Origin of the sequence: Winslowiella iniecta, from assembly GCF_001267535.1 — a bacterium.
Lineage (GTDB): Bacteria > Pseudomonadota > Gammaproteobacteria > Enterobacterales > Enterobacteriaceae > Erwinia > Erwinia iniecta.
The window spans coordinates 13638-36005 of record NZ_JRXE01000026.1; the positions used below are offsets into that span (position 1 = coordinate 13638).

Here is a 22368-nt window from a genome sequence, read left to right on the forward strand (position 1 = left end):
AGCAAGCCCAAAACCGGAGAATTGTTGTAAAAACAATTAAATCACCGGTTTCAGAGCGCTTTCACAGATATTGCTTCACCCGCCATTTTTTTGCGCAGGGTACGCTTGGTACGGTCAATAACATCACCCGCTAACTGACCACAGGCAGCATCAATATCATCACCACGAGTTTTACGCACAATCGTGGTAAAGCCGTAATCCATCAATACTTTGGAGAAACGATCAACCCGGCTGTTGGAGCTGCGACCATAAGGTGCGCCCGGGAAGGGGTTCCATGGGATCAGGTTGATCTTGCACGGCGTATCTTTCAACAGTTCCGCCAGTTCATGAGCATCATCGGTGCTGTCGTTAACGTGATCCAGCATCACATACTCAATGGTAACGCGGCCCTGGTTGGCGTTTGATTTGCCAATATAACGCTGCACCGCATCAAGGAAGGTGGCGATATTGTATTTCTTGTTAATTGGCACAATTTCATCGCGCACTTTGTCATTCGAGGCGTGCAGTGAAATTGCCAGCGCGACATCAATCATATCGCCCAGCTTGTCGAGTGCAGGCACCACGCCGGAAGTTGACAGAGTAACGCGGCGCTTGGAAAGACCAAAGCCGAAGTCATCCAGCATGATTTCCATAGCAGGAACGACGTTGTTCAGGTTCAGCAGTGGCTCGCCCATGCCCATCATCACCACGTTGGTGATAGGACGCTGACCGGTGACACGTGCCGCGCCGATAATTTTCGCGGCACGCCATACCTGACCAATAATTTCCGACACGCGCAGGTTACGGTTAAAGCCCTGCTGCGCAGTGGAACAGAATTTACACTCAAGTGCACAACCTACCTGCGAGGAGACGCAGAGTGTGGCGCGGTCTTTCTCCGGGATGTAGACAGTTTCTACCAGCTGGTCGCCAACGCGAATCGCCCATTTAATGGTGCCATCGGTTGAGCGCATCTCTTCGGCCACTTCAGGTGCACGGATTTCGGTCAGCTCTTTCAGCTTGCCGCGCAGCACTTTGTTGATATCGGTCATCTGATCGAAATCATCGCTGCAATAGTGATAAATCCACTTCATGACCTGATCAGCGCGGAAAGGTTTCTCACCAATAGACAGGAAGAATTCGCGCATTTGCTGACGGTTAAGATCCAGCAGATTGATTTTTTGTTTCTGGCTGACAACTACAGGAGTTTCGGACGACGGCGTCACAATAAGTTCTGACATAATATTCTCTCGCCTCGTTATTACACGTTATGGCGTTGGGGGATGAATGATGAAAAAAGAAGCGCCCCCGCTGAGCATGCTCATCAGGGGCGCATTATTGTACAAACATCTTTAACGGGATGCCAACTTACGACAGCTTGCGGACAAATTAATTTTGTAAACGCCGCTTACCTGTTGACTCACCCGACACGAATTAACGTGTACGCGGGCACACTTCGCCTTCGCCGAAGAAGAACGCGATTTCACGTGCTGCAGATTCAGCAGAATCAGAACCGTGGGTCGCGTTTTCGGTGAAGCTGTCAGCGTAGTCTGCACGCAGAGTACCTGCCAGTGCGTTTGCCGGGTTGGTTGCACCCATCAGGTCACGGTGACGCTGAACGGCGTTTTCACCTTCCAGTACGGAAACCACGATTGGACCTGAAGTCATAAATTCAACCAGGCCATCGAAGAAAGGCTTGCCAGCGTGTTCTGCGTAGAAGCCCTGAGCCTGCTCAGTGGTCAGGTGCAGCATTTTTGCAGCAACAATTTTAAAGCCAGCGCTTTCGAAACGGTTGTAGATAGCACCAATTACGTTTTTTGCCACCGCATTGGGTTTAACGATGGAAAAAGTGCGTTCTGTTGTCATGTTGACCTCTGTTTTAACTGCCAAATTAAGCCGGATTTTCCCCTTCATACTTCAGAATGCCGCTTAAACAGCCACATTCTGAATGCTTCGGGTAGTAAATGTGGGTTCCGGCCCGAGAAAATGGCGCCGATTATAGGGGCGCGATCGGCGGTTGCCTATCGAAGATTCAACAATTCATTAAAAAAACATGATCTCCGTCGCCATGTCTGCTGCATATCCGCATCTCCGGTCGGAAATTAATCATCTTACCGTAAAAGCGGCGCTCGCCACTTGTCCCCCTTCATCCAGCACCGTTAACTGATAATTACCGGGCTTTTCGAACGGCAAAACCCGTGACATGACACCCTGCTGACTTTCCAGCGGATCGCCATTAAGAAACCACCAGCGCTGACTTCCCTGGCCGCCTTGCACGCTGGCCGTCACCGTCAGTAACGGCTGACCCGGTAAACGGCGCAGAATCTGTCCGTCGCGCACGCCAGATAAAAGCAGTGGCGCTGCATTGCCCAGCCTTAATGGCGGACACTGCGTATCAATCGGCGGCAATCGACTGGCACGCCGTTCGCCGGGCGGCAGCCACGGCTCAAGCGGCAGCGGCCACAGGGTCACGGTTTGCCCTCGTGCACTACGACAATCCGCCGCCACGCGTTTGCCTTGCGCATTCAACCATACCGGCTGCTGAATACCGGATAAACTCTCCTGCCCCGGTGCCAGCAGTGTTGGCGGCACGGTTTGATTAACTATCCAGCTTTGACGCCGCTGACGGCAATTGGTATCACCGACAGGCAGGGTTTGGCCGCCCGGCCAGCAGATCGAGGCAACGCTGACCGATGGCGGGCGCGGATCGGCCGGTAATACCGAGCCACGCAAACGCGGTGACGACATCAGCAAATTACTGACCTGATTCATTACCGGCACCGCACTGGCGTTACCATACTGTCCGGCCACTGGCGTACCATCCGGGCGCCCGACCCAAACGCCAATCAGATAGCGTGCATTGATGCCAACCGCCCAGGCATCGCGGTAACCATAGCTGGTACCAGTTTTCCACGCCAGCGGGACCACCGCAGGCAGCTGACCATCGGGCTGTGGCTGCGCTTCACCGGCCAGAACCCGGCGAATGACCCACGCCGCGCCGGGTGACATCAAAGCACGCTGCTCCAGTTGTTGCTCTGGCAGAAAACGCAGCTGCGCAGCATTCCCGTGGCGCGCAAAGGCGCTGTATGCTGCGACAATTTCATCCATCCGTGTGCCGGTTCCGCCCAGTACCAGCGACAGATTAGGTTCCACCGCTGTCGGAAAATGTAACCTCAGGCCGACATTACGCAGCGCCGCCGTAAGACGTTTTGGTCCGTAAGCGTCGAGCAGCTGTACCGCAGGGAGATTAAGCGAACGTGAGAGCGCCTCGCTGGCGCTGACCGGGCCGTGAAATCCGGTATCAAAGTTGCCTGGCCGATAATCGCCAAAACGCCGCGGAACATCCTGGAGCAACGACTCCGCATGGATAAGTCCGTCGTCAATCGCCAGCCCATAGACGAACGGTTTCAGCACCGATCCTGGCGAACGTACGCTGCTAATCATATCGACATGACCAAAGCGGCTGTCATCATTAAGATCGACCGAACCTATATAGGCGCGCACTTTCATATTGGTGTGATCGACCACCATCACTGCCATCGACGTGCGTGGTGGCAACTGATTTTTCCAGCCCTGCGCCATCGCTTCCAGCTGACGCTGCAGCGAGGCATCAATCGTTGAGGTCACTTTTTGCTGAGGTGACTGTGCAATCAGTCGCCTTGCCAGCAACGGTGCCAGCTCCGGCATCTGTCGTGGAGCCAGCCACACCGGCTCAGCAAAAATCTCTTCAACATGTGGTGATGACCAGACCTGATAATCGATCATGCGCTGCAACACTTTATTGCGAGCTGCCTGCGCACGCAGCGGCCAGCGGTCGGGGCGTAAACGGCTGGGAGCCTGAGGCAGCACGGCCATCAGCGCCGCTTCACTGCGTGTCATCTCAGACGGCGGCTTGCCCAGCCACGTCCAGCTGGCGGCACCGATGCCTTCAATGGTGCCGCCGAATGGCGCACGGTTAAGATAGAGTGTCAGAATCTCGCGCTTCGACAGATGCCACTCCAGCTGCAATGCACGCCATACCTGATGCAGTTTACCGCTAAAGGTACGCGGTTGCGGATCGATCAGCCGTGCGACCTGCATCGTCAGGGTGCTGCCACCAGAGATAATTTCCCTGCCGGTAATGTCCTGCCAGGCTGCGCGGAAAATCGCCAGTGGATTGACGCCAGGATGGTGCCAGAACCAGCGATCCTCATAGGTGAGCAGCGCCTGAAGATAATAAGGCGACACGTCATCAACAGTAACCGGATAGCGCCAGATGCCGTTACGATCGGCAAAGCGCCACAGCGGCGTGCCATCTTCAGCCACCACCACGCGCGCAGGCTCCACCTGCTGCAATGGCAGCGGAAACAGACGATCGCCCACCAATAACAGCAGAAGCAGCGCCAGCAATACCATTACCACGCGTAACAGCACGAAACGACTTTTCATCGTTTATCGCGCCCGACGTGCTGCCGGGCGACAGAGCTTATTGCACATTCAGCCGCTCTGGAGTGGCACCCAGCGCGCGCCATTGCGGTACATACATCGATTCAACCTGCGGCGCGGGCACCTGATAGCTGCCAGGCGTTACGGCACGTGCCAGATACAGCAACGTCACTGGCCGATAGCCATCCACATCCACCGCCGCAACGAAACGATCGTCGCGGAACTCGAGGTGTTTGATATTGGCCTGTTGCATATCATTCACCAGCTCCTGTACCTCGGTCGCGCTCTCACCAAGGCTGGCACTGCTGTCTCCCAGATTCTGATTTTCCAGTTCCAGCCCGGCGGGTAGCAGATCGACTACCAGCGCATCCGGCACCCTCTCCTGCGCTGAAACCTTAAGTTGTACCAGCACCAGCTCACCGCTTTTCAGACTGGTCAGCGATTTCTCTTTACCATCCAGCCCGATATAACTGCGGCTGATTTGCAGATTATCGCTGTAGGGAACAGGCATACTCTGCGGATAACCTACCGCATCCAGCCGGGTATAAAGATTGCTGCTGCCCTGATTGCTGATAGTGATGCCTTTAGTCAGCTCAGCCGCTGTCAGCGTTGTGGTCAGGGTTTCACTGCCGCTTAATGCCGGTGATTGCCCGTTCAGGCTGGCTTGCCAGCTTTTACCCGCCGTTTCCTGTAGCGTTCTGCCCGCAAGGAACAACGCGTTGTTTTCCTGGGTTGAGAGCCAGCGTTTACCGTTCAGCTGCTGCGACAGTTTAACCAGCAACATACCTTGCTCATCCGGCAGTTGCTGATTTTCGGCCAGCAGACTGAGGATCAACGCGTTGTCACGCAGCTCACTACCGTAATCTTCCAGCCAGATATTATTACCCGGACGCGAGCTGTTAATGCCCTGAGCGATCAGTTCAGTACCACGCGGCGCATCGCCCATCAGTTTGAGTGCCAGTCCCAGTTGCACCAGCGGCAGCCCGGCTTTGGCACTCTCTTTTTTATCATACAGCGCACGTAACGCCCCTAACGGTGCTTTTTGCTGACGCGCCAGCACCAGCGCGGCATAAGCCTGTACACTAAAGCGCGTTGCCGCCGGGTCATTGCTGTAATACACCTCAATCTGATTAGCATCCTGCAAGTAGCGCAGCAGCCGTTCATTGGCGCGATCCAGCAGCGGTTTCGACACGCTGTAACCCTGTTCGCTGGCACGAATCAGAAAATCAGTGACATAAGCCGTTAGCCAGAACTCTTCCGGGCTGTCTTTACTCCACAAACCAAAGCTGCCGTTGAAGCGCTGCATACCCGCCAGGCGATCAATGCCGACATCAATCGACTCACGGCGCGCCTTATCGCTGCTGCCTTTAATTCCCAGCGCCACCAGCTGTGCATGATTCGTGAACAGTGACGGATAAAGACCGCTGGCGGTTTGTTCAAGGCAGCCATACGGATACGCATACAGCTCGCGAATATAACGGGCAATATTCAGTGGCGGGCGGCTGCCGATAGCCAGCTGCCCCTGTAATGTGGCAGGAGCCAGCCCGCTCAGCGCCTCAGCCGGTACGCTCCAGGGTTCGCCAGCCCGCACCACTGACTCAAAATTACGCGTCTCTGCCGGCCATGCCGGACGTACGCCTATTTTCCAGCTATGGTGCCCAGGGTTAACCTTCTCTCCCGGCAGATTCAGGCCGGTAATATCAACCGTAACTTCGCCATCGCCAAAGCCGGTCAGGGCGCTGACAGGGACGAATACGGTGGTGCGCTCTCCGGCTTTAAGTGAAACGCTCTGGGTTTCTGCACCATCCAGTTTCACCAGTCCCTGCGCCATCAGTCGCAGATTCAGGGTTTGCGGCAGACCCGACAGGTTTGAGATATCCAGAGCCAGGCGAGCAGTATCGCCTCCGGCCATAAAGCGCGGTGTCGCCAGTTCCGTCACCAGCGGCGCGGCAACGACGACCTTCTGCTCACCCTGACCAAACTCGGCATCGCTCCATGCCTGTGCCATCAGGCGTAGCTCACCGTTAAACTCAGGAATTTGCAGCTCAATACGCCCTTCACCCTTCTCATCAAGTGTCACCGGTTGCGCCTGCTGCGCCACAATATTGACGTGCGTCACCGGTTTTTTACCGCCGCGTGCCAGCGGATCGCCTTCATCTCCATCGCCACCGAAACGCAGCGTCGCCTGACGCCCCAGCCCTTCAATCAGCTGACCATAGACATCATATTGATCGGCGTTATAGCGCTTCCGGCCAAAGAAGCCGTCAAACGGATCTGGCGTCCGGTAATCGGTAATACTCAGCACACCGCTATCTACCGCCGACAGTAGCAGATGGATATTTTTTGGCAGTTTGCCCCCCTCAATAGCGGCTTTCACTTTGACCGTCAGCGTCTGATTCGGACGAATCTTTTGCGGCGCATCCAGCGTTAAGGCCAGTTTGCGGTTGTCATCAGCCAGCGGCAGATGCAGCAAACCAACCGCGCGTTTTGGCGTGGTGCCTTTCTCTTTCTCACCCGGACGAATAACTAACGCGCTGAGATAGAGATCGTGACGACGCCACTGCGGGTTAACCGGCACATCAACGTTAATGCCTCCCGCAGGTACATCAATCTCCTGCCACCATAGCGGACCATTACTGGACTCGAGCATCAGATAGCCTTTGCCTGCTGCCGGTGCTTCAATATGCACGCTGGCTTTTTCGCCCGGCCGATACGCAGGTTTATCCAGCTTGAGTTTTACCTGATCCGGGCGCAGTGCGCCGCTGCCATCGGTATTGTCCTGCCAGCTGTAACCCGCCCAAAAACGCAGGCTGCTCATGGTTTTTTCATCGGCAGTCCGCACTTCAATACGGTATGAACCCCAGTCGACCGGGAACTCGACGCGCGCGGTGCCATCCGCTGCCAGTGAAATCTGTTGCTGGTCTTCTTGCAGATCCTTCTGCTCATAGCGCGACTGCCAGCCTTCGCCATCTGAGAAGCTCCAGTAATAGTCGCGACGCTCTCGGATCAGGCGCACATCCATATTTTGCGCGGCCAGTTTTTGCCCACTGGCACTGGCCAGCACAATATCAAAGGCGGCAGTAGTGTTCTCTTCCACCATTGGCTGGCTGCGATAGCTGTCGCTACGGTAGTCGTAGACATCTTTATTACCAAACAGCGGGCGAATCCCCGGCAATGCTTCGGCAGGCCAGATCGACTGCGTGACACGGCGCGTGACCGGACGCCCGCCGGTTTCCAGCAGGCTGGCCTGCAAAATTAAATTGATTGGCGAATGTACCTCTTTCCAGCCCGACTCCACGGCCACCGTGGTATTGCCATCGGCATCCAGCGTCTGGTCAAGTTCATCAAGGCTGCGCTTCAGCCCTTCTTCAGTGATATCGCCAAACTGGTAACCTGGCAGCGCGGCGACAGCCTCACGGTCAGGACGTAAAAACAGCTGGCCTTGCAGACGGTTGCCCGCCGCCGGCGCACCATACAGATAGCGGCCATTAGCCTGGAATGTCACGTCATCAGATGGCAGCAACGGACGCTCATCAGCCTTCAGTGACAGCGCCATGCGCTCCGGCAAGAAATCTTCAACATTAAAACGCCAGCTGCGCGGACGATCGTCGCCGGTATTTACTCGCAGCGTCCAGCTGCCGGTTGCGGCCGATTCAGGCAGACTATAACGATACTGATAAAGACCATTTTCCGGTTGCCACACCAGCGTGCGCGCCACTTCGCCATCGGGTTTAACCACTTCAAGCCTGACCGGTTGTGCAGGCAGTGGCTGACCATCAGCGTCACGCAGCAGGGCATTCACCATCACCGTTTCACCCGGCCGGTAAAGATCGCGCGGGCCAAAAATAAACAGCTGCTTGTCATAACCTTCCGGGCCCGCCACGGCAAATTCAGCCAGATCGAGCGCCGGACGGCTAAGATCCAGCAGCGTGGTTTGCTGATCTTTGGTCGCCAGCAATAAGGCCGCCTTGGCCGGGCGTTTTAACTGCGCATGCCCCTGTTTATCGCTTTGCACTTGCTGTAGGGTTTGCCCTTTTTCATCCAGCATGGTCAGCGTAATTCCCGACAGCGCCGCGCCATTCTCCAGGCTCTGGCTGAAGATATCCATCTGCGTCGGAAACTGATGCAGTGACACACCAATATCACTGAGGGTAAACAGCGTCGCGGCGTTACTGTAGTTATAAGAACCGGCTTTTTTCATTACTGCCAGATAGACACCGGGCTGCCGGAAGGCTTCGATGTCACTCAACGGCAGCAGCAGTTTTTCACGGGTATTGCGAGCCGGATTCAGATCAAAGCGGCCGCTGTAGACCAGATCGGCTTTATTCAGCAACTCTTCGGACTGCCAGCTTTGTAAACTGTTGCCGTACTCCCATGAGGAGAGGAATGAGGGTAAGGAAGCTGATTTAACCCGGAAGAAATCGACATCGACGCTGTTAACATTCAGCGCCAGTACCGGTAATCCCTGCGTGACACGCGTCGGCAGCAGTGAACCGCGGCTGGCAAAACCGACCATGGGTTGTACGTCGCGAGTAGTGATTTCCTGCTCAAAGGCAGTTTCCAGCGTGGCACCATTGGCGGCCTGTAATCCGCTATCCACGGTGGCGATTAACTTACGGTTGGGTTCGAGGTGACGAAAACGCAGCTCTTTGCGATTGGCGGAAAGCTCCCAGCCACCGTCAATCACGCCGCTTTTACTGTCAACCAGATGCAGGCGTTCAGCAAAGTTCTGTTTATCATCCAGCGCGACGGAAAAACTTGCCACCAGCGCACTGGCTCCCTCCAGTTGCACTTCTGACAGATCCACCACCTTAAGCGGTTTGTCCTTGTCACGTTCAGCTTGCGCCGCGCGTTGTGCGTCCGTCAGCGCCACTTTTTGCTGCAATGTGGTATTTTTTTCTGCTGCCGTCGCAGCAGGTGCTTTTTTATCCGCATTGTCACAACCCGACAGCAGCGCCAGCGCCAGAAAAGCCGCCACACCAGCCCCGTTCCTCAACCCGTTCATACGATCTCCATGGCCTGATAAGCCTGCGAAATGAGAGCGATATTATGGCGGAGAAATAGCCAAAACGACCAGGTAAATTTATCAATTTGCGCGGGATTACGCAGATGGGTGTCGATACGCGCCGCGCAGTGCAGCGTTTTTTCGAGGTGCCCCGTAAAATTCATTTAACATCATCCGCATAATCTAAATTGTCTTGTGGAGTCCAAAGAGATCACCGACACTCAGGCAAAGCTTTTCTTCGACACAGAACCCTAACGAGGCCGCTATGACAACCTCCTTCTTTGTTACCGCCGACTGGCTTGCCGAACATCAGAGTGAAAATGAAGTGCAGGTTATTGATGCGCGAATGCTTCCACCTGGTCAGGAGCGGGTGCGCGATATCACTGCCGAATATCTGGCGGAACACCTGCCTGATGCCCCTTTTTTCAATATCGAAGCGCTTTCCGACCATACCAGTGCTTATCCGCATATGATGCCGCGTGCCGAAAGTTTTGCCGTGGCGATGCGGGAGCTGGGAATCAGCAGCGATAAGCATCTGGTGGTTTACGACGAAGGCAACCTGTTTTCCGCACCGCGCGCATGGTGGATGCTGCGTGCCTTTGGCGTAACGCAGGTGTCGATTCTGGCTGGCGGTTTGCAGGGCTGGAAAGCGGCCGGATTGCCGATTGAAAGCGGGAAAGTCGCGCTGCCGGAAGGTGAATTCGAAGCCCAATATGACAGCGATTTAGTCCGTCGGGTCACCGATGTGCTGTTGATCAGCCACGAAGGTACCGCACAGATTATTGATGCGCGCGCGGCAAATCGCTTTAACGGTGAAGTTGATGAGCCGCGTCCGGGTCTGCATCGCGGCCATATTCCGGGCAGCCTGAATGTACCGTGGAATGAACTGGTGATTAATGGTCAGTTGAAACCGGCAGCGGAACTGGAAGCTATTTTCCAGCGCCAGGGCGTGGATCTGAAAAAACCGATTGTTGCCAGCTGTGGCTCCGGCGTGACTGCGGTGGTGGTAATTCTGGCACTGGCCACGCTGGGAGTGGCGAACGTCAAACTGTATGACGGCTCCTGGGGAGAATGGGGCAGCCGCGACGATTTACCGGTTCAGAAAAACGTCTGAATAATCTGGCCGGGGCTGACCCGGCCGGTTCGCCAGCAATTTAGTTGGCGTTTTTAAACTCGCGCAAAAAGCTGCCCCAGCGACGTTCGTAAAACGGCGTGATATGAGCGGTAAAGAAGTGGCTGATGCCTTTTTCGCCGTCAACCACTTCGCAGATATCAACGGGTTCATCTTCCAGCATGGTATCGGTAGCCACGCTGCCCGCCGCGCGAATGATTGCCTCAATATTGCTGTCGGCTTCAATGCCAATCAAAAGGTTAGGTGCTTCCTCCGCAGATTCTTTGATCTGTGCAACATAAGCACGGCGAACCTGTTTATGTTTGGCAAACAGTTGCGTCAATGAATCAATAACCTGCGCCGGTGGTTCAGCGATTTCTGACAGCAACAGCGGCGTGCCGCCTTCCAGCACCGTTTGCTGGCTCAGGGCATCTCCGCCCTCACCGATCAGCCTGGCGATTTCACCGGGAGAAAACTCTTTTCCGGTCGGCAATTTAGGATTCAGGAACAGGGTTTCGCCCAACGTCATTTCAAACAAGGTGCGTACCGGCAGGATCAGATAAGCCTGTTCATCTTTAACGGCCTGCTGCAACGCTTCGACAGAGGTGAAAAAAGGAATGATGCTGGCACCGTCTTCTTTCTCCCAGTGCTGGAGCTCTACGGCTGAGTTGGCATCCGGCTGCCCTGACTCGCTTTCACCGGGTACCCATACGCTGGCACTCATCAACAGTTCAAAAAATTCAGGACGATGCGCCGCCTCGGTAGCTGCCAGTTTCAGCACCTCTTCCAGGCGATTATTCGATTGGTTCATGGTTACATTCCGGGGCAATAATTTGCCCGGGCAGCATCAGCGCCGCCCGGTGACAAACGAGCCGGATCGCTCCGGCCCGTTAACCATTATTTTAATAACAGATTCGCGATAGTGCGTACGCCTAAACCGGTCGCGCCTGCGGACCACTGCTCAACCGCCCCTTTGCGATAGGTCGCGGAACAGTCAATATGCAGCCAGCCTTTCTGATAGTTTTTCACAAAGTATGACAGGAATGCGGCAGCAGAGCTGGCACCTGCGGCATGAGCCGGGCTGGCAATGTTGTTCAGGTCAGCAAAGTTTGACGGCAGATGGCTGCGATGGAACTCCGCCAGCGGCAGACGCCAGAATGGCTCATTCTCACTGGCCGCGCTTTCCATCAACTGTTGCGCCAGCTCGTCGTCAAAGCTGAACAGTGCGTGATAATCATTACCCAGTGCTGTTTTCGCCGCGCCGGTCAACGTCGCTGCATCGATTAACAGCTCAGGATTCTGTTCGCTGGCGTCAATCAGACCATCCGCCAGCACCAGACGCCCTTCGGCATCGGTGTTCATCACTTCAACGGTCTTACCATTGCGGTAGCGGATAATGTCGCCCAGTTTGAACGCATTGCCACTGACCATATTTTCTGCACAGCAGAGGTACAGTTTGACGCGCTTTTTCAGACCACGAGAAATCGCCAGCGCCAGTGCGCCAGTTACCGTTGCTGCACCGCCCATATCGGATTTCATCGAATCCATAAAGGCGCTCTGCTTCAGGCTGTAGCCACCGGTATCAAAGGTAATACCTTTACCTACCAGGCAGGCATATACCGGCGCGTTTTCATCACCGGTCGGGTTGTAGTCCAGTGCCAGCAGCGCCGGGCTGCGCTGCGAACCGCGTCCGACGGTGTGAATGCCCATATACTTCTGCTCGCGCAAATCGTCACCTTTGGTGATGCGATAGCTCACCGCATCGCCGCCGACATCGCTCAGCAGGTCAACCGCGCTGCGCGCCAGCGTTGACGGGCTAAGTTCTTCCGCTGGCAGGTTGATCGTATGACGTACCCAGTCAATAATCTTCAGACGACGATTGAACTCAGCACGATCGTTATCGCTCAGTTGTGCCCACTCCACACTGCGCTCGCCTTTCGGGCCACGATAGCCCTGCCAGAATGCCCAGCTTTTTTCTAAATCCCAGTCAGCACCGCTCAGAGTGACCTGACGAATACCCTGACCATCAATCTTGCGCGCTGCGCGCTGAATGGTTGCCAGCGGATCGTTGCCATTCAGATGAATGGTCATACCGCTATCATTAGTACTGAGGATCGCTTTTTCGCCCCAGCGTGCATCTGCCGCTGCCGTTGACAGTGTGATGTTCATTGCTTGTGTTGTCATCGCATGGCTCCTTGTTCTTTTATCTTTTAAATAGGATATCGGTACATAGTTACAGCACGGGCAGCATCAGTGCCGCCCCTGAAAGTATTTATACAGCCAGACTAACAGGATCGCTTACAGAATCTTTTCATTGGATGCTGCCGGACAAGCATCATACCGCGCTTGAGCCATTTCGCGAATGTCAGTGCTTTTCAGGTTATTTCTTCAAATATAAAAAGGGCCGCATCATAAGATCGGCCCTCGATAATCGGCTTTCAATAACGAATCAGTTGCCTGATGTTTGCGGCGAAAGCTCACGCAGGCGAGCAATTGATTTAGCCACCAGCCCGATGGTGTAATCAATCTCTTCTTCAGTGGTAAAGCGGCCGAGCGAGAAACGAATCGAACTGTGTGCCAGCTCATCGTTTATCCCCAGCGCGCGCAGCACGTAAGAGGGCTCCATACTGGCAGAGGTACATGCCGAGCCAGACGAAACCGCGAGATCTTTCAGCGCCATAATCAGTGACTCACCTTCAACGTAGTTGAAACTCACGTTGAGAATATTTGGCGCGATATTGTCCAGCTCACCGTTCAGGTAAACATCGTCAATCTGACTGATGCCATTCCACAGACGATTACGCAGGGTGCGCAGACGTGCCATTTCACTGGTCATCTCTTCTTTCGCGATGCGATAGGCTTCGCCCATGCCGACGATCTGATGCACCGGCAGCGTGCCGGAACGCATGCCGCGCTCGTGTCCGCCACCGTGAATTTGGGCCTCCAGACGGATGCGTGGCTTACGACGTACGTAAAGCGCGCCGATACCTTTCGGTCCATAGATTTTATGCGCAGAGAAAGACATCAAATCGACTTTAAGCTGGTTGAGATCGATCGGCAGTTTGCCAACGCTCTGCGTCGCATCAACGTGATACAGCACACCACGCGCATGGCACAATTCGCCGATGGCGGCGATATCCTGAATCACACCGATTTCATTGTTAACATGCATAATGGAAACCAGCACGGTATCTTCACGCAGCGCGCCTTCCAGCGCTTTCAGGTCAACAATGCCGTTGCGCTGTGGTGTCAGATAAGTTACCTCGAAGCCTTCACGTTCCAGCTGATGGCAGGTGTCCAGCACCGCTTTATGTTCGGTGGTACAGGTGATGATGTGCTTGCCTTTCTGCTGATAGAAAGTCGCGGCACCTTTAATGGCGAGGTTATCAGACTCGGTTGCGCCGGAAGTAAACACGATTTCACGCGGATCAGCGCCGACCAGTTCCGCAATCTGATTGCGGGCGATATCCACCGCTTCTTCTGACTGCCAGCCATAACGGTGAGAGCGGGAAGCCGGATTACCGAATGTGCCATCCAGAGTCAGGTACTGCATCATTTTCTCGGCGACGCGCGGGTCTGCCGGGGTAGTTGCAGAGTAATCCAGATAAATCGGTAATTTCATTGCTCGTTAAGCTCCGTACTTCGCTTCAAAATTAATAAATGCTGCTGTTGTTTTTACCCTTGCCACGTCGAGGTGGCAAGGGGCAATACGTTGGCGATCTGGCAACCGCCATTAAATCAGAGAAACCGAAATTAGCTGGCGAGCAAACGCGTATTAACGTTGATGGTTTCCTGCGGACGCCCGTTTGGCATACGGCGAGTCTCCACGCTGTTCTGACGATCGGCAACATCAAGGATTTCCTGATTGTTTACCAGTTCAGCCAGGGTGATATTGTTCAGGAAATCACTGATGCGCTCACTCAGATCACGCCACAGTACGTGGGTCAGGCAGCGCTCACCGCCCTGGCAACCCTCTTTACCCTGACACTTGGTCGCATCAACTGACTCATCAACCGCGGTAATCACCGCGCCAACTGCGATAGCATCAGCATCTTTACCCAACAGATAACCGCCACCCGGACCACGAACACTGGACACCAGGCCATTTTTGCGCAGACGCGAGAACAGTTGCTCAAGATAGGAGAGAGAAATCCCCTGACGTTCTGAAATATCCGCTAACGGCACCGGACCTTCGTGAGAATGCAGTGCAACGTCAAGCATAGCGGTAACGGCATAACGACCTTTAGATGTCAGTCTCATAGCTTTGGCAACCTCGGTTATACCCCTGTTGTCGGGGTGTTAACAAAATTTATGGAAACAAGTCTGACATTCCCGAGTGTTTTGGTCAACTATTTAACCAAGTAAATCACTCAAGTATTATTGTCAGGCTGAAACCAAGGCTGCCGCAACTAAATTCCTTTTAAAATAAAGGGTTATTTAACACCCTTCGATTTTTCCAGTGAAGAGAGCATACCGCGCAGGATGTTTAATTCGTCACGTTCAGGGCGCGCACGGGTATAAAGACGACGCATTTTGCTCATCACCTGGCCTGGATTGCCTTCCCGAATAAAGCCGCTGCCGACCATCAGCTGTTCCATATGCTGATAAAAACGCTCCAGGTCATCGACCAGCGGATAAGGTGATTCGGCAAACTCCGCCTGTGCCACTTCCTGCGATTGCAGAAACGCCATACGCACTTCATAAGCGATAATCTGCACCGCCATCGCCAGATTCAGCGAGCTGTATTCCGGGTTAGCGGCAATCGCCACGTGATAGTGACACTTCTGCAACTCTTCATTAGTCAGGCCAACGCGCTCGCGACCAAATACCAGCGCGACCGGTGCCTGCTGCCCTTCTTCAACACTTTTCAGGCCACATTCGCGCGGATCAAGCATCGGCCACGGCAGTGAACGTGAACGCGCGCTGGTGCCGACCACCAGCCGACAACCGGCAATCGCCTCGTCAAAGGTATCAACAATTTTGGCATCGCCAATCACATCACTGGCTCCGGCAGCGAGGGCAATCGCCTGAGAGTCAGGTTTAACAAGAGGATTGACCAGATAAAGATTGGTCAGGCCCATGGTTTTCATCGCGCGCGCGACGGAGCCCATGTTACCGGTATGAGAGGTTTCAACCAGGACAATACGGATGTTCTGCAGCATAGATTTTAGGGACGTCTGTGAGATAGTTGCCGAATAATAGCATAAAAGCAGGACATTTTCCGAACCCCCTGCTATACTCCGCGCCGTTTTCCCCGTTCTTTAACATCCAGTGAGAGATACTGATGCATCCGATGCTCAACATCGCCGTGCGCGCTGCGCGCAAGGCCGGAAATTTGATCGCCAAGAATTATGAAACCCCGGACGCAGTTGAAGCGAGCCAGAAAGGCAGCAACGACTTCGTAACTAATGTTGACCGCGACGCTGAACGCCTGATCATCGAGGTGATTCGCAAGTCTTATCCGCAACACTCCATCGTTACCGAAGAGAGTGGTGAATTGCCGGGTGAAGACCAGGATGTGCAATGGGTTATCGATCCACTGGATGGCACCACCAACTTCATCAAACGTTTTCCACACTTCTCTGTTTCTATCGCCGTACGCATTAAAGGCCGTACTGAAGTGGCTGTGGTTTACGATCCAATGCGTAACGAACTGTTCAGCGCAGTGCGCGGCCAGGGTGCGCAGCTGAATGGCTACCGTCTGCGTGGCGGCAGCGCCCGTGACCTTGACGGCACCATTCTGGCGACTGGCTTCCCGTTCAAACTGAAGCAGCACGCTACGCCATTTATCAACATCGTTGGCAAACTGTTCACCCAGTGTGCAGACTTCCGCCGTACCGGTTCTGCGGCACTGGATCTGGCTTATGTTGCGGCGGGTCGTGTTGATGGTTACTTTGAGATCGGCCTGAAGCCATGGGATTTCGCGGCTGGCGAACTGCTGGTGCGTGAAGCTGGCGGTCTGGTAACCGACTTTGTTGGTGGCCACAACTATCTCTCTTCTGGCAATATCGTTGCCGGAAACCCACGCGTCGTCAAAGCCCTGCTGGCGAATATGCGTGATGAACTGAGTGAAGCGCTGAAGCGTTAATCCGTTGCGCGCGGGCCAGTGAATGCTGGCCCGCAGACTTAAAAAATACGACGAATCCCGCCAGACATAGCCGGTTGTGCGCTCTGCCACAATATAATGCCCGCGACAATTAACACCACGCCTCCTGCCAGACCCAGACTTTGCAGTGCCACTTTTTGCCAGCCAGCGGCAGCCGAATGACGGCTGAGCCTGCTTGCCAGTGCGCGCGAGCTTTGCACCAGTAGCGCCATCGCCGAGACCGTCACCGCGGTACCCAGCGCCATGGCTACTGCCGATAACACGCCCCACAGATAGACGCCAATAACTTTAGAAAACAGTAGCATCATTATTGCGCCGGAACAGGGTCGCAACCCCATCGACAGCACCACTATCGCTTTGGTTTTCCAGCCCACCGCCTGCGCCAGCATCGCGTTATCAGGCACATGCTGATGAGCACAGCCGCAGTTGGCATCATGCGTATGATCGGCGGCGCGGATAGCGGAGATTTTTAGCGTCGTTGCCGGCGGGCGCAACAGCGACCACAGTTTGCGTAATGCGCGTAGCGACAGCCATGCCCCCAGCAGTGCCACCATCAGATAACTGCCTTTTTCCAGCCAATAGCTACTGAGATGGAGCTGGCGCGAAGAGAGTTTTAATCCCACCAGCAAAATCGTCACCAGCGCAATCGCCATTACGCCCTGCACAAGGGCGGCTGCCAGCGTCAGTTGTAGACTGGTCTTGATTTTGGTCGGATGGGTGGCTAAAAAAGTGGCGATCACCACTTTGCCGTGACCGGGGCCTGCGGCGTGCAGGATGCCGTACAGCAGGCTAAAACCAAGCAGCGCCAGCCCGGCCTGATGCGGATTTAGCTCTACTTGCTGGAGCAGTGCGGTCAGTTGCTGATGCAGAATCTTTTGCCACTGCACGCTCTGAAATAACAGCTGCGGCCACTGCTGCCATATCCAGCTTCCGGCGGCGATCAGTACCAGCGTCAGCAGCAGAAGTGGCCAGGCGCTTCTTAGCCAATGCCGCCTGACTTTACCCGGCAGCGAATTTACTGACATGTCAGTGTCACCGTCTGGGCAAACTGGCGACCCAGATCCAAATCTTCCGGCGGCGCATCCGCTTTATCCAGTGACAGCGCGTACGCCTGCATCGACGCATCCGGTTTCGGCGTTTTTAAACTTAGTTTGCAGTTATCCTGCCAGCCATCGGGTAATTTCAGTGATTTTTCGTCGTCGTAAAACATATCTACAAAGTACGTCGGGTCAAAGGTTGAAAAAGTGTAGCTCTGCCCCTTCACCTTTTGCGGCTCTGCCAGCGGCAGCACAAAAGTGAGTACCGCCTGATGCCCTTCACGCGTCAGATGATACTCGGTGGGCAGATTCTCAAATTTCACCGGCTTGCCGTTATGCCAAAACTCGGTGAAGTAGTGTTGCCCCAGGACATTCGCCATGACTTCCGCCGCCAGCTTCTTCCATACTACCGAATCAGGTTTTGCCTTTCCGGCATCGTACAACAGGTCGGCGGAAGTGATTTCATCCATCTTCCACACCATCCGTAACCCATTGAGGGTGTCAGGCTGATTACTTATCAGGGTGGTATTGATCGAAATAAAGCTATGCGGATGCGCCCAGGCAACCGGCGCGATCAATGCCATCATAATGCCAAGGGCGCGAGACAGCTTAATGTTATAATGTAACAAAATCCAGTTCATCCGCTTTCCTGATAGAAAATTCTGTGACCAGCCTAAAACGTCTGAACAAAAAACGGCTGTATACCACGCGATCTAACGCTTTTTGTCTACTCTTAGCTCTGTTATGACCAACTGGGATAGCGAATGATGCGTGATGAGCCACCTTCTGCACCTCTCTTCTCCGGTTCACAGCGTCGTTGCCATCTGCTATTAGCACTTTATCTGCCTGACTTCCCGGTCACACTGGATTCACTCAGCCAGCTAAACGGCGTGGATCGGCAGCTTGCCCGGCAAGATATAGCCGAGGTTGGTGAAGAAATCCAGCGCTATCATCAGCTTGATATTCATCCGCTTCACGATGGCCACTACCAGCTTAAGGGCGCTGAACTGGATCTCCGCCTCTGCCTGCTGCACTGGCTGCGCCGCGCATTGCGGCAGTCACCGGCGTTTGTCGAACAGCAGTTTGCTCCGGCTATTCGCCAGTGGCTGAAAGCACGGCAGATAGAAAAAGCCGTCTGCGACGAGAAGAATTTGCAGGCGTTAATACAGCACTGCGCTGCCCGGCTGAACCGTTGCTTCACCGAGCGTGACCGCCAGTTATTGCAGCTGTTTATGCAGTTTTCACTCTGTCAGCAAAGCTATGCCGAATTCACCCCGGGCCAGCAACAGTGGCTGGCCAGTAAAGCCGAGCGGCTGGCGGCCGAGGATGTGGTCATTCACTGGCAAAAGCGGTGCCGCACCGCGCCACACGCGAATGAAATCGAATTTTATGCCCTGCTGTTCAGCATTCTGCATGCGCCGACTCTCGACGATATCCGCCATGAAAATGAGCGCCAGCTGGTGCAGTCGGTGCAGCAGTTGATTACGCGTTTTCAGACGCTGTCAGGCAAGCAATTTGGTAATCAACTGGGGCTGGCCGGTCAGCTCTATACCCATCTGGCACAGGCGCTCGATCGCAGCCATTTTGCCATTGGTATCGACAACACCCTGACGGAAGAGATTGTCCGCCTTTATCCGCGCCTGCTGCGTACTACCTGCCATGCTATGGTGCCGTTTGAAGCAGAGTATGGCGTACAGTTTTCGCCGCAGGAGTCCGGGCTGATTGCGATTATCTTTGGCGCCTGGCTGATGCAGGAAAGCGTGATGCAGGAGAAACAGGTGCTGCTGCTGACCGGTGATAATCAACAGCTTGAGCAGGAAATTGAGCAGCAACTGCGCGAACTGACGCTGTTGCCGCTCAATATCAAATATCTGGATATGCATGAATTTCAGCGCGATGGCACACCTAAAGAGATTACGCTGGTGATCTCTCCCTATGCCACCTCATTGCCGCTTTTCTCACCGCCGCTAATTCATGCGGAGTTGCCGCTCAGTGAAACCCAGCAGCTTCGTATCCAGTCGTTACTTGAGACCTGAAGATTTCGCGGTCACCTTCGGACGCAGTAACAGTGCCGGCAGAGCCACCAACGCCATTACCCAGAATACGCCGCCCTGCAGATGCTGAAATAAAACGCCGCAAATCATGGTCATCACTGCAATTCCGCCACCCATCGCCAGCGCCGAATAGACCGCCTGCAGACGAATAACTTCACTGCCCTCGCGCGCGGCGATAAAGCGCATCGCGGCTAAATGACAAATGGTAAAGCTGCCGCAATGCAGGATCTGCGCCACAATCAGCCACGGCAATGCGGTAGTGGAAGCCATCAGGCTCCAGCGCACCAGCGCGCATACCGCTGACAGTAATAATAGATCGCGCGCGCTCCAGCGGCGAAACAGCCGTCCGCTTGAGGCAAAGATAATGATTTCCGCCACCACGCCCAGTGACCATAAGTAGCCGACGGTGCTGGCCGAGTAACCGGCTTCTTGCCAGTAAATGGCGCTGAAACCGTAATAGGCTGCATGCGCGCCCTGCAACAGCGTAACGCAGAGCAAAAAGCGCCATACCGCATTCTCTTTCAGCATCGTCAACCAGACTTGCCAGCCGGCATGTTCTCCCTGCCTGGTGACCCCCTCCGGCATCGCGGCGGGCTTAAACATCATCCCGCTAAACAAGCTGACAACACCGACCGTCAGCAGCAACAGTATCGCCTGCGAAGAATATGCGCTAACCAGCACGCCGGTCAGGGCTGAACTGACCACAAACGCCAGCGATCCCCACAGCCGTACCGGACCGTAAACCAACGAGATTTGCTGTTGCCAGGTGGCGGCGAGCGCATCGCTGAGCGGCACTAACGGCGAGAAAAACAGGTTAAAACCAATCATCACCAGCAACAGCCAAACCCACCCGGCACTGAACCAGAATCCCAGCACAAACAGCACGGTCATCAACGCCAGCAAGCGCAGCGCGGTCACTAACTGAGAAGGATTTTTAACCTGAGAGGCGATCAGTAAGCTACCGACAAAACGCGCAATCATTCCAGCGCCAAGCAGTAAGCCGATTTTTTCCGCTTCCAGCCCGGTGCCTTTCAGCCAGACGGCCCAGAAAGGTAAGTAGACGCCATAAGCGAAGAAGTATGTGAAGTAGGCCAGACCCAGCCAGTATGCAGAACGAATTGCCATTTTCCCTCCGACAATGAGGGTAACACTTTGGCAGACAGGCATTTAATAAGCAATCGGCAAAAAAAAACGAGGCACGAAATGCCCCGTTGATACGCTTTTTTGCCAGACCGGCCGCGATTTACTTATGCGTAAACCGGGAAGCGTGCGCAGATTTCCAGTACTTTCTGCTTAACACGTTCGATATTGGCTTCGTCATTGATATTGTCGAGGATATCAACAATCCAGCCTGCCAGCTCACGCACTTCAGCTTCTTTGAAGCCACGACGGGTGACGGCCGGAGAACCAATACGGATACCGGAAGTGACAAACGGGCTTTTCGGATCGTTCGGCACGCTGTTTTTGTTAACGGTGATGTTAGCACGACCCAGCGCGGCATCCGCTTCTTTACCGGTCAGGTTTTTATCAACCAGATCCAGCAAGAACAGGTGGTTGTGCGTACCGCCAGAAACCACGTTGTAGCCTCGCTCAAGGAACACTTCAACCATCGCTTTGGCGTTTTTGGCAACCTGTTGCTGATAAACTTTAAACTCAGGCTCCATCGCTTCTTTCAGCGCTACCGCTTTACCGGCAATCACGTGCATCAGCGGGCCGCCCTGTCCACCAGGGAACACAGCAGAGTTCAGCTTCTTATACAGATCTTCATCACCGCCTTTCGCCAGGATCAGGCCGCCACGCGGACCCGCCAGCGTTTTATGCGTGGTGGTGGTCACGATATGAGCATGAGGTACCGGGTTAGGGTAGACGCCTGCCGCAATCAGACCAGCAACGTGTGCCATATCAACGAACAGGTAAGCGCCGATGCTGTCGGCGATTTCACGCATTTTTGCCCAGTCGCAAACGCCAGAGTAAGCCGAGAAACCACCGATGATCATTTTTGGTTTATGTTTCTGCGCCTGTGCTGCCAGCTCTTCGTAATCGATTTTGCCGGTTTCGTCGATACCGTAAGGCACCACGTTATACAGCTTACCGGACAGGTTAACCGGGGAACCGTGGGTCAGGTGACCACCGTGCGCCAGGTTCATACCGAGGATGGTGTCGCCCGGCTGCAGCAGCGCAGTGTAGACCGCGAAGTTAGCCTGCGAACCTGAGTGCGGCTGCACGTTGGCGTAATCCGCACCAAACAGCTCTTTTGCACGGTCAATCGCCAGTTGCTCGACGATATCAACATATTCGCAGCCGCCATAGTAACGTTTGCCCGGATACCCTTCGGCGTATTTGTTAGTCAGCTGTGAACCTTGCGCCTGCATAACACGCGGGCTGGTGTAGTTTTCAGAAGCAATCAGCTCAATGTGCTCTTCCTGACGCACTTTCTCTTGCTCCATCGCCTGCCACAACTCGGCATCATAATCGGCAATGTTCATATCACGCTTTAACATCCGCATCTCCTGACTCAGCTAACATAAAAAAACGGCAGTGAATGGCCCCGCAGGGCGAAGGCCCACAGTTTAAACTGTTTTACCGGGTGATGGATAGCGCCAAACACAGCTTTTTACGCAAACGATTGGCTTCAATGCTGGCAAGGCTTTATT

16 protein-coding genes are annotated in these 22368 nt (G+C 54.5%); 3 read left to right on the forward strand and 13 right to left on the reverse strand.

Annotated elements, in window-relative coordinates; genetic code table 11:
• Positions 1-50: 50 nt before the first annotated feature.
• The 4 genes from rlmN to NG42_RS16980 form a co-directional block, all read right to left on the reverse strand.
• On the reverse strand, positions 51-1217 hold the full coding sequence (gene rlmN / locus NG42_RS16965; protein WP_052901251.1) for a dual-specificity RNA methyltransferase RlmN: 1167 nt from the start codon (positions 1215-1217) through the stop codon (positions 51-53).
• A 193-nt stretch (positions 1218-1410) separates the two neighbouring features.
• On the reverse strand, positions 1411-1842 hold the full coding sequence (ndk, locus tag NG42_RS16970; protein WP_052901254.1) for a nucleoside-diphosphate kinase: 432 nt from the start codon (positions 1840-1842) through the stop codon (positions 1411-1413).
• A gap of 240 nt (positions 1843-2082) precedes the next feature.
• A complete protein-coding gene (gene pbpC, locus NG42_RS16975; RefSeq protein ID WP_052901257.1) occupies positions 2083-4404 on the reverse strand; it encodes a peptidoglycan glycosyltransferase PbpC in 2322 nt (773 codons plus the stop codon).
• A gap of 37 nt (positions 4405-4441) precedes the next feature.
• Positions 4442-9406: an alpha-2-macroglobulin family protein gene (locus tag NG42_RS16980; protein ID WP_052901259.1), complete on the reverse strand. Its 4965-nt coding sequence runs from the start codon at positions 9404-9406 to the stop codon at positions 4442-4444.
• A 265-nt stretch (positions 9407-9671) separates the two neighbouring features.
• Here NG42_RS16980 and sseA point away from each other — a divergent pair, with 265 nt between their 5' ends.
• The gene (gene sseA / locus NG42_RS16985) at positions 9672-10520 is read left to right on the forward strand and encodes a 3-mercaptopyruvate sulfurtransferase (protein ID WP_052901262.1); all 849 of its coding nucleotides are present in this window, start codon (positions 9672-9674) and stop codon (positions 10518-10520) included.
• A gap of 40 nt (positions 10521-10560) precedes the next feature.
• Here the strand turns inward: sseA and sseB are convergent, their stop codons facing one another.
• From sseB to trmJ, 5 genes are all read right to left on the reverse strand, one after another.
• Positions 10561-11328: an enhanced serine sensitivity protein SseB gene (sseB, locus tag NG42_RS16990; RefSeq protein ID WP_052901265.1), complete on the reverse strand. Its 768-nt coding sequence runs from the start codon at positions 11326-11328 to the stop codon at positions 10561-10563.
• A gap of 86 nt (positions 11329-11414) precedes the next feature.
• Positions 11415-12701: an aminopeptidase PepB gene (gene pepB, locus NG42_RS16995; RefSeq protein ID WP_052901267.1), complete on the reverse strand. Its 1287-nt coding sequence runs from the start codon at positions 12699-12701 to the stop codon at positions 11415-11417.
• 265 nt (positions 12702-12966) lie between these two features.
• Positions 12967-14139, reverse strand: coding sequence for an IscS subfamily cysteine desulfurase (locus tag NG42_RS17000; protein WP_052901269.1), 1173 nt, complete (start codon positions 14137-14139; stop codon positions 12967-12969).
• Positions 14140-14270: 131 nt separating this feature from the next.
• Entirely contained in the window at positions 14271-14777 is a 507-nt protein-coding gene (gene iscR / locus NG42_RS17005; protein WP_052901271.1) for a Fe-S cluster assembly transcriptional regulator IscR, read from the reverse strand.
• A gap of 173 nt (positions 14778-14950) precedes the next feature.
• Positions 14951-15679, reverse strand: coding sequence for a tRNA (cytosine(32)/uridine(32)-2'-O)-methyltransferase TrmJ (trmJ, locus tag NG42_RS17010; protein WP_052901273.1), 729 nt, complete (start codon positions 15677-15679; stop codon positions 14951-14953).
• A gap of 122 nt (positions 15680-15801) precedes the next feature.
• Between trmJ and suhB the strand changes: the two genes are divergently transcribed.
• Positions 15802-16605, forward strand: coding sequence for an inositol-1-monophosphatase (gene suhB / locus NG42_RS17015; RefSeq protein WP_052901275.1), 804 nt, complete (start codon positions 15802-15804; stop codon positions 16603-16605).
• A gap of 38 nt (positions 16606-16643) precedes the next feature.
• On the opposite strand, the gene NG42_RS17020 is transcribed toward suhB, so the two are convergent.
• Positions 16644-17648, reverse strand: a complete 1005-nt coding sequence (locus NG42_RS17020) for a nickel/cobalt transporter (RefSeq protein ID WP_052901277.1) — start codon at positions 17646-17648, stop codon at positions 16644-16646.
• Positions 17639-18289, reverse strand: a complete 651-nt coding sequence (locus tag NG42_RS17025) for a DUF1007 family protein (protein ID WP_052901388.1) — start codon at positions 18287-18289, stop codon at positions 17639-17641. Before NG42_RS17025 ends, NG42_RS17020 begins: the two co-directional genes overlap by 10 nt.
• A 138-nt stretch (positions 18290-18427) precedes the next feature.
• Between NG42_RS17025 and csiE the strand changes: the two genes are divergently transcribed.
• A complete protein-coding gene (csiE, locus tag NG42_RS17030; protein ID WP_052901391.1) occupies positions 18428-19696 on the forward strand; it encodes a stationary phase inducible protein CsiE in 1269 nt (422 codons plus the stop codon).
• Here the strand turns inward: csiE and NG42_RS17035 are convergent.
• A complete protein-coding gene (locus NG42_RS17035) occupies positions 19682-20839 on the reverse strand; it encodes a 3-phenylpropionate MFS transporter (protein WP_052901280.1) in 1158 nt (385 codons plus the stop codon). The two genes, csiE and NG42_RS17035, sit on opposite strands and share 15 nt — an antisense overlap.
• A 122-nt stretch (positions 20840-20961) precedes the next feature.
• Entirely contained in the window at positions 20962-22215 is a 1254-nt protein-coding gene (gene glyA, locus NG42_RS17040) for a serine hydroxymethyltransferase (protein ID WP_052901283.1), read from the reverse strand.
• Between the last annotated feature and the right edge of the window lie 153 nt (positions 22216-22368).

Bases quoted from the DNA above. Each gene is read 5' to 3' on its own strand.
- rlmN (WP_052901251.1), bottom strand. From the start codon at position 1,217: ATGTCAGAACTTATTGTGACGCCGTCGTCCGAAACTCCTGTAGTTGTC.
- ndk (WP_052901254.1), bottom strand. From the start codon at position 1,842: ATGACAACAGAACGCACTTTTTCCATCGTTAAACCCAATGCGGTGGCA.
- pbpC (WP_052901257.1), bottom strand. From the start codon at position 4,404: ATGAAAAGTCGTTTCGTGCTGTTACGCGTGGTAATGGTATTGCTGGCG.
- NG42_RS16980 (WP_052901259.1), bottom strand. From the start codon at position 9,406: ATGAACGGGTTGAGGAACGGGGCTGGTGTGGCGGCTTTTCTGGCGCTG.
- sseA (WP_052901262.1), top strand. From the start codon at position 9,672: ATGACAACCTCCTTCTTTGTTACCGCCGACTGGCTTGCCGAACATCAG.
- sseB (WP_052901265.1), bottom strand. From the start codon at position 11,328: ATGAACCAATCGAATAATCGCCTGGAAGAGGTGCTGAAACTGGCAGCT.
- pepB (WP_052901267.1), bottom strand. From the start codon at position 12,701: ATGACAACACAAGCAATGAACATCACACTGTCAACGGCAGCGGCAGAT.
- NG42_RS17000 (WP_052901269.1), bottom strand. From the start codon at position 14,139: ATGAAATTACCGATTTATCTGGATTACTCTGCAACTACCCCGGCAGAC.
- iscR (WP_052901271.1), bottom strand. From the start codon at position 14,777: ATGAGACTGACATCTAAAGGTCGTTATGCCGTTACCGCTATGCTTGAC.
- trmJ (WP_052901273.1), bottom strand. From the start codon at position 15,679: ATGCTGCAGAACATCCGTATTGTCCTGGTTGAAACCTCTCATACCGGT.
- suhB (WP_052901275.1), top strand. From the start codon at position 15,802: ATGCATCCGATGCTCAACATCGCCGTGCGCGCTGCGCGCAAGGCCGGA.
- NG42_RS17020 (WP_052901277.1), bottom strand. From the start codon at position 17,648: ATGTCAGTAAATTCGCTGCCGGGTAAAGTCAGGCGGCATTGGCTAAGA.
- csiE (WP_052901391.1), top strand. From the start codon at position 18,428: ATGCGTGATGAGCCACCTTCTGCACCTCTCTTCTCCGGTTCACAGCGT.
- NG42_RS17035 (WP_052901280.1), bottom strand. From the start codon at position 20,839: ATGGCAATTCGTTCTGCATACTGGCTGGGTCTGGCCTACTTCACATAC.
- glyA (WP_052901283.1), bottom strand. From the start codon at position 22,215: ATGTTAAAGCGTGATATGAACATTGCCGATTATGATGCCGAGTTGTGG.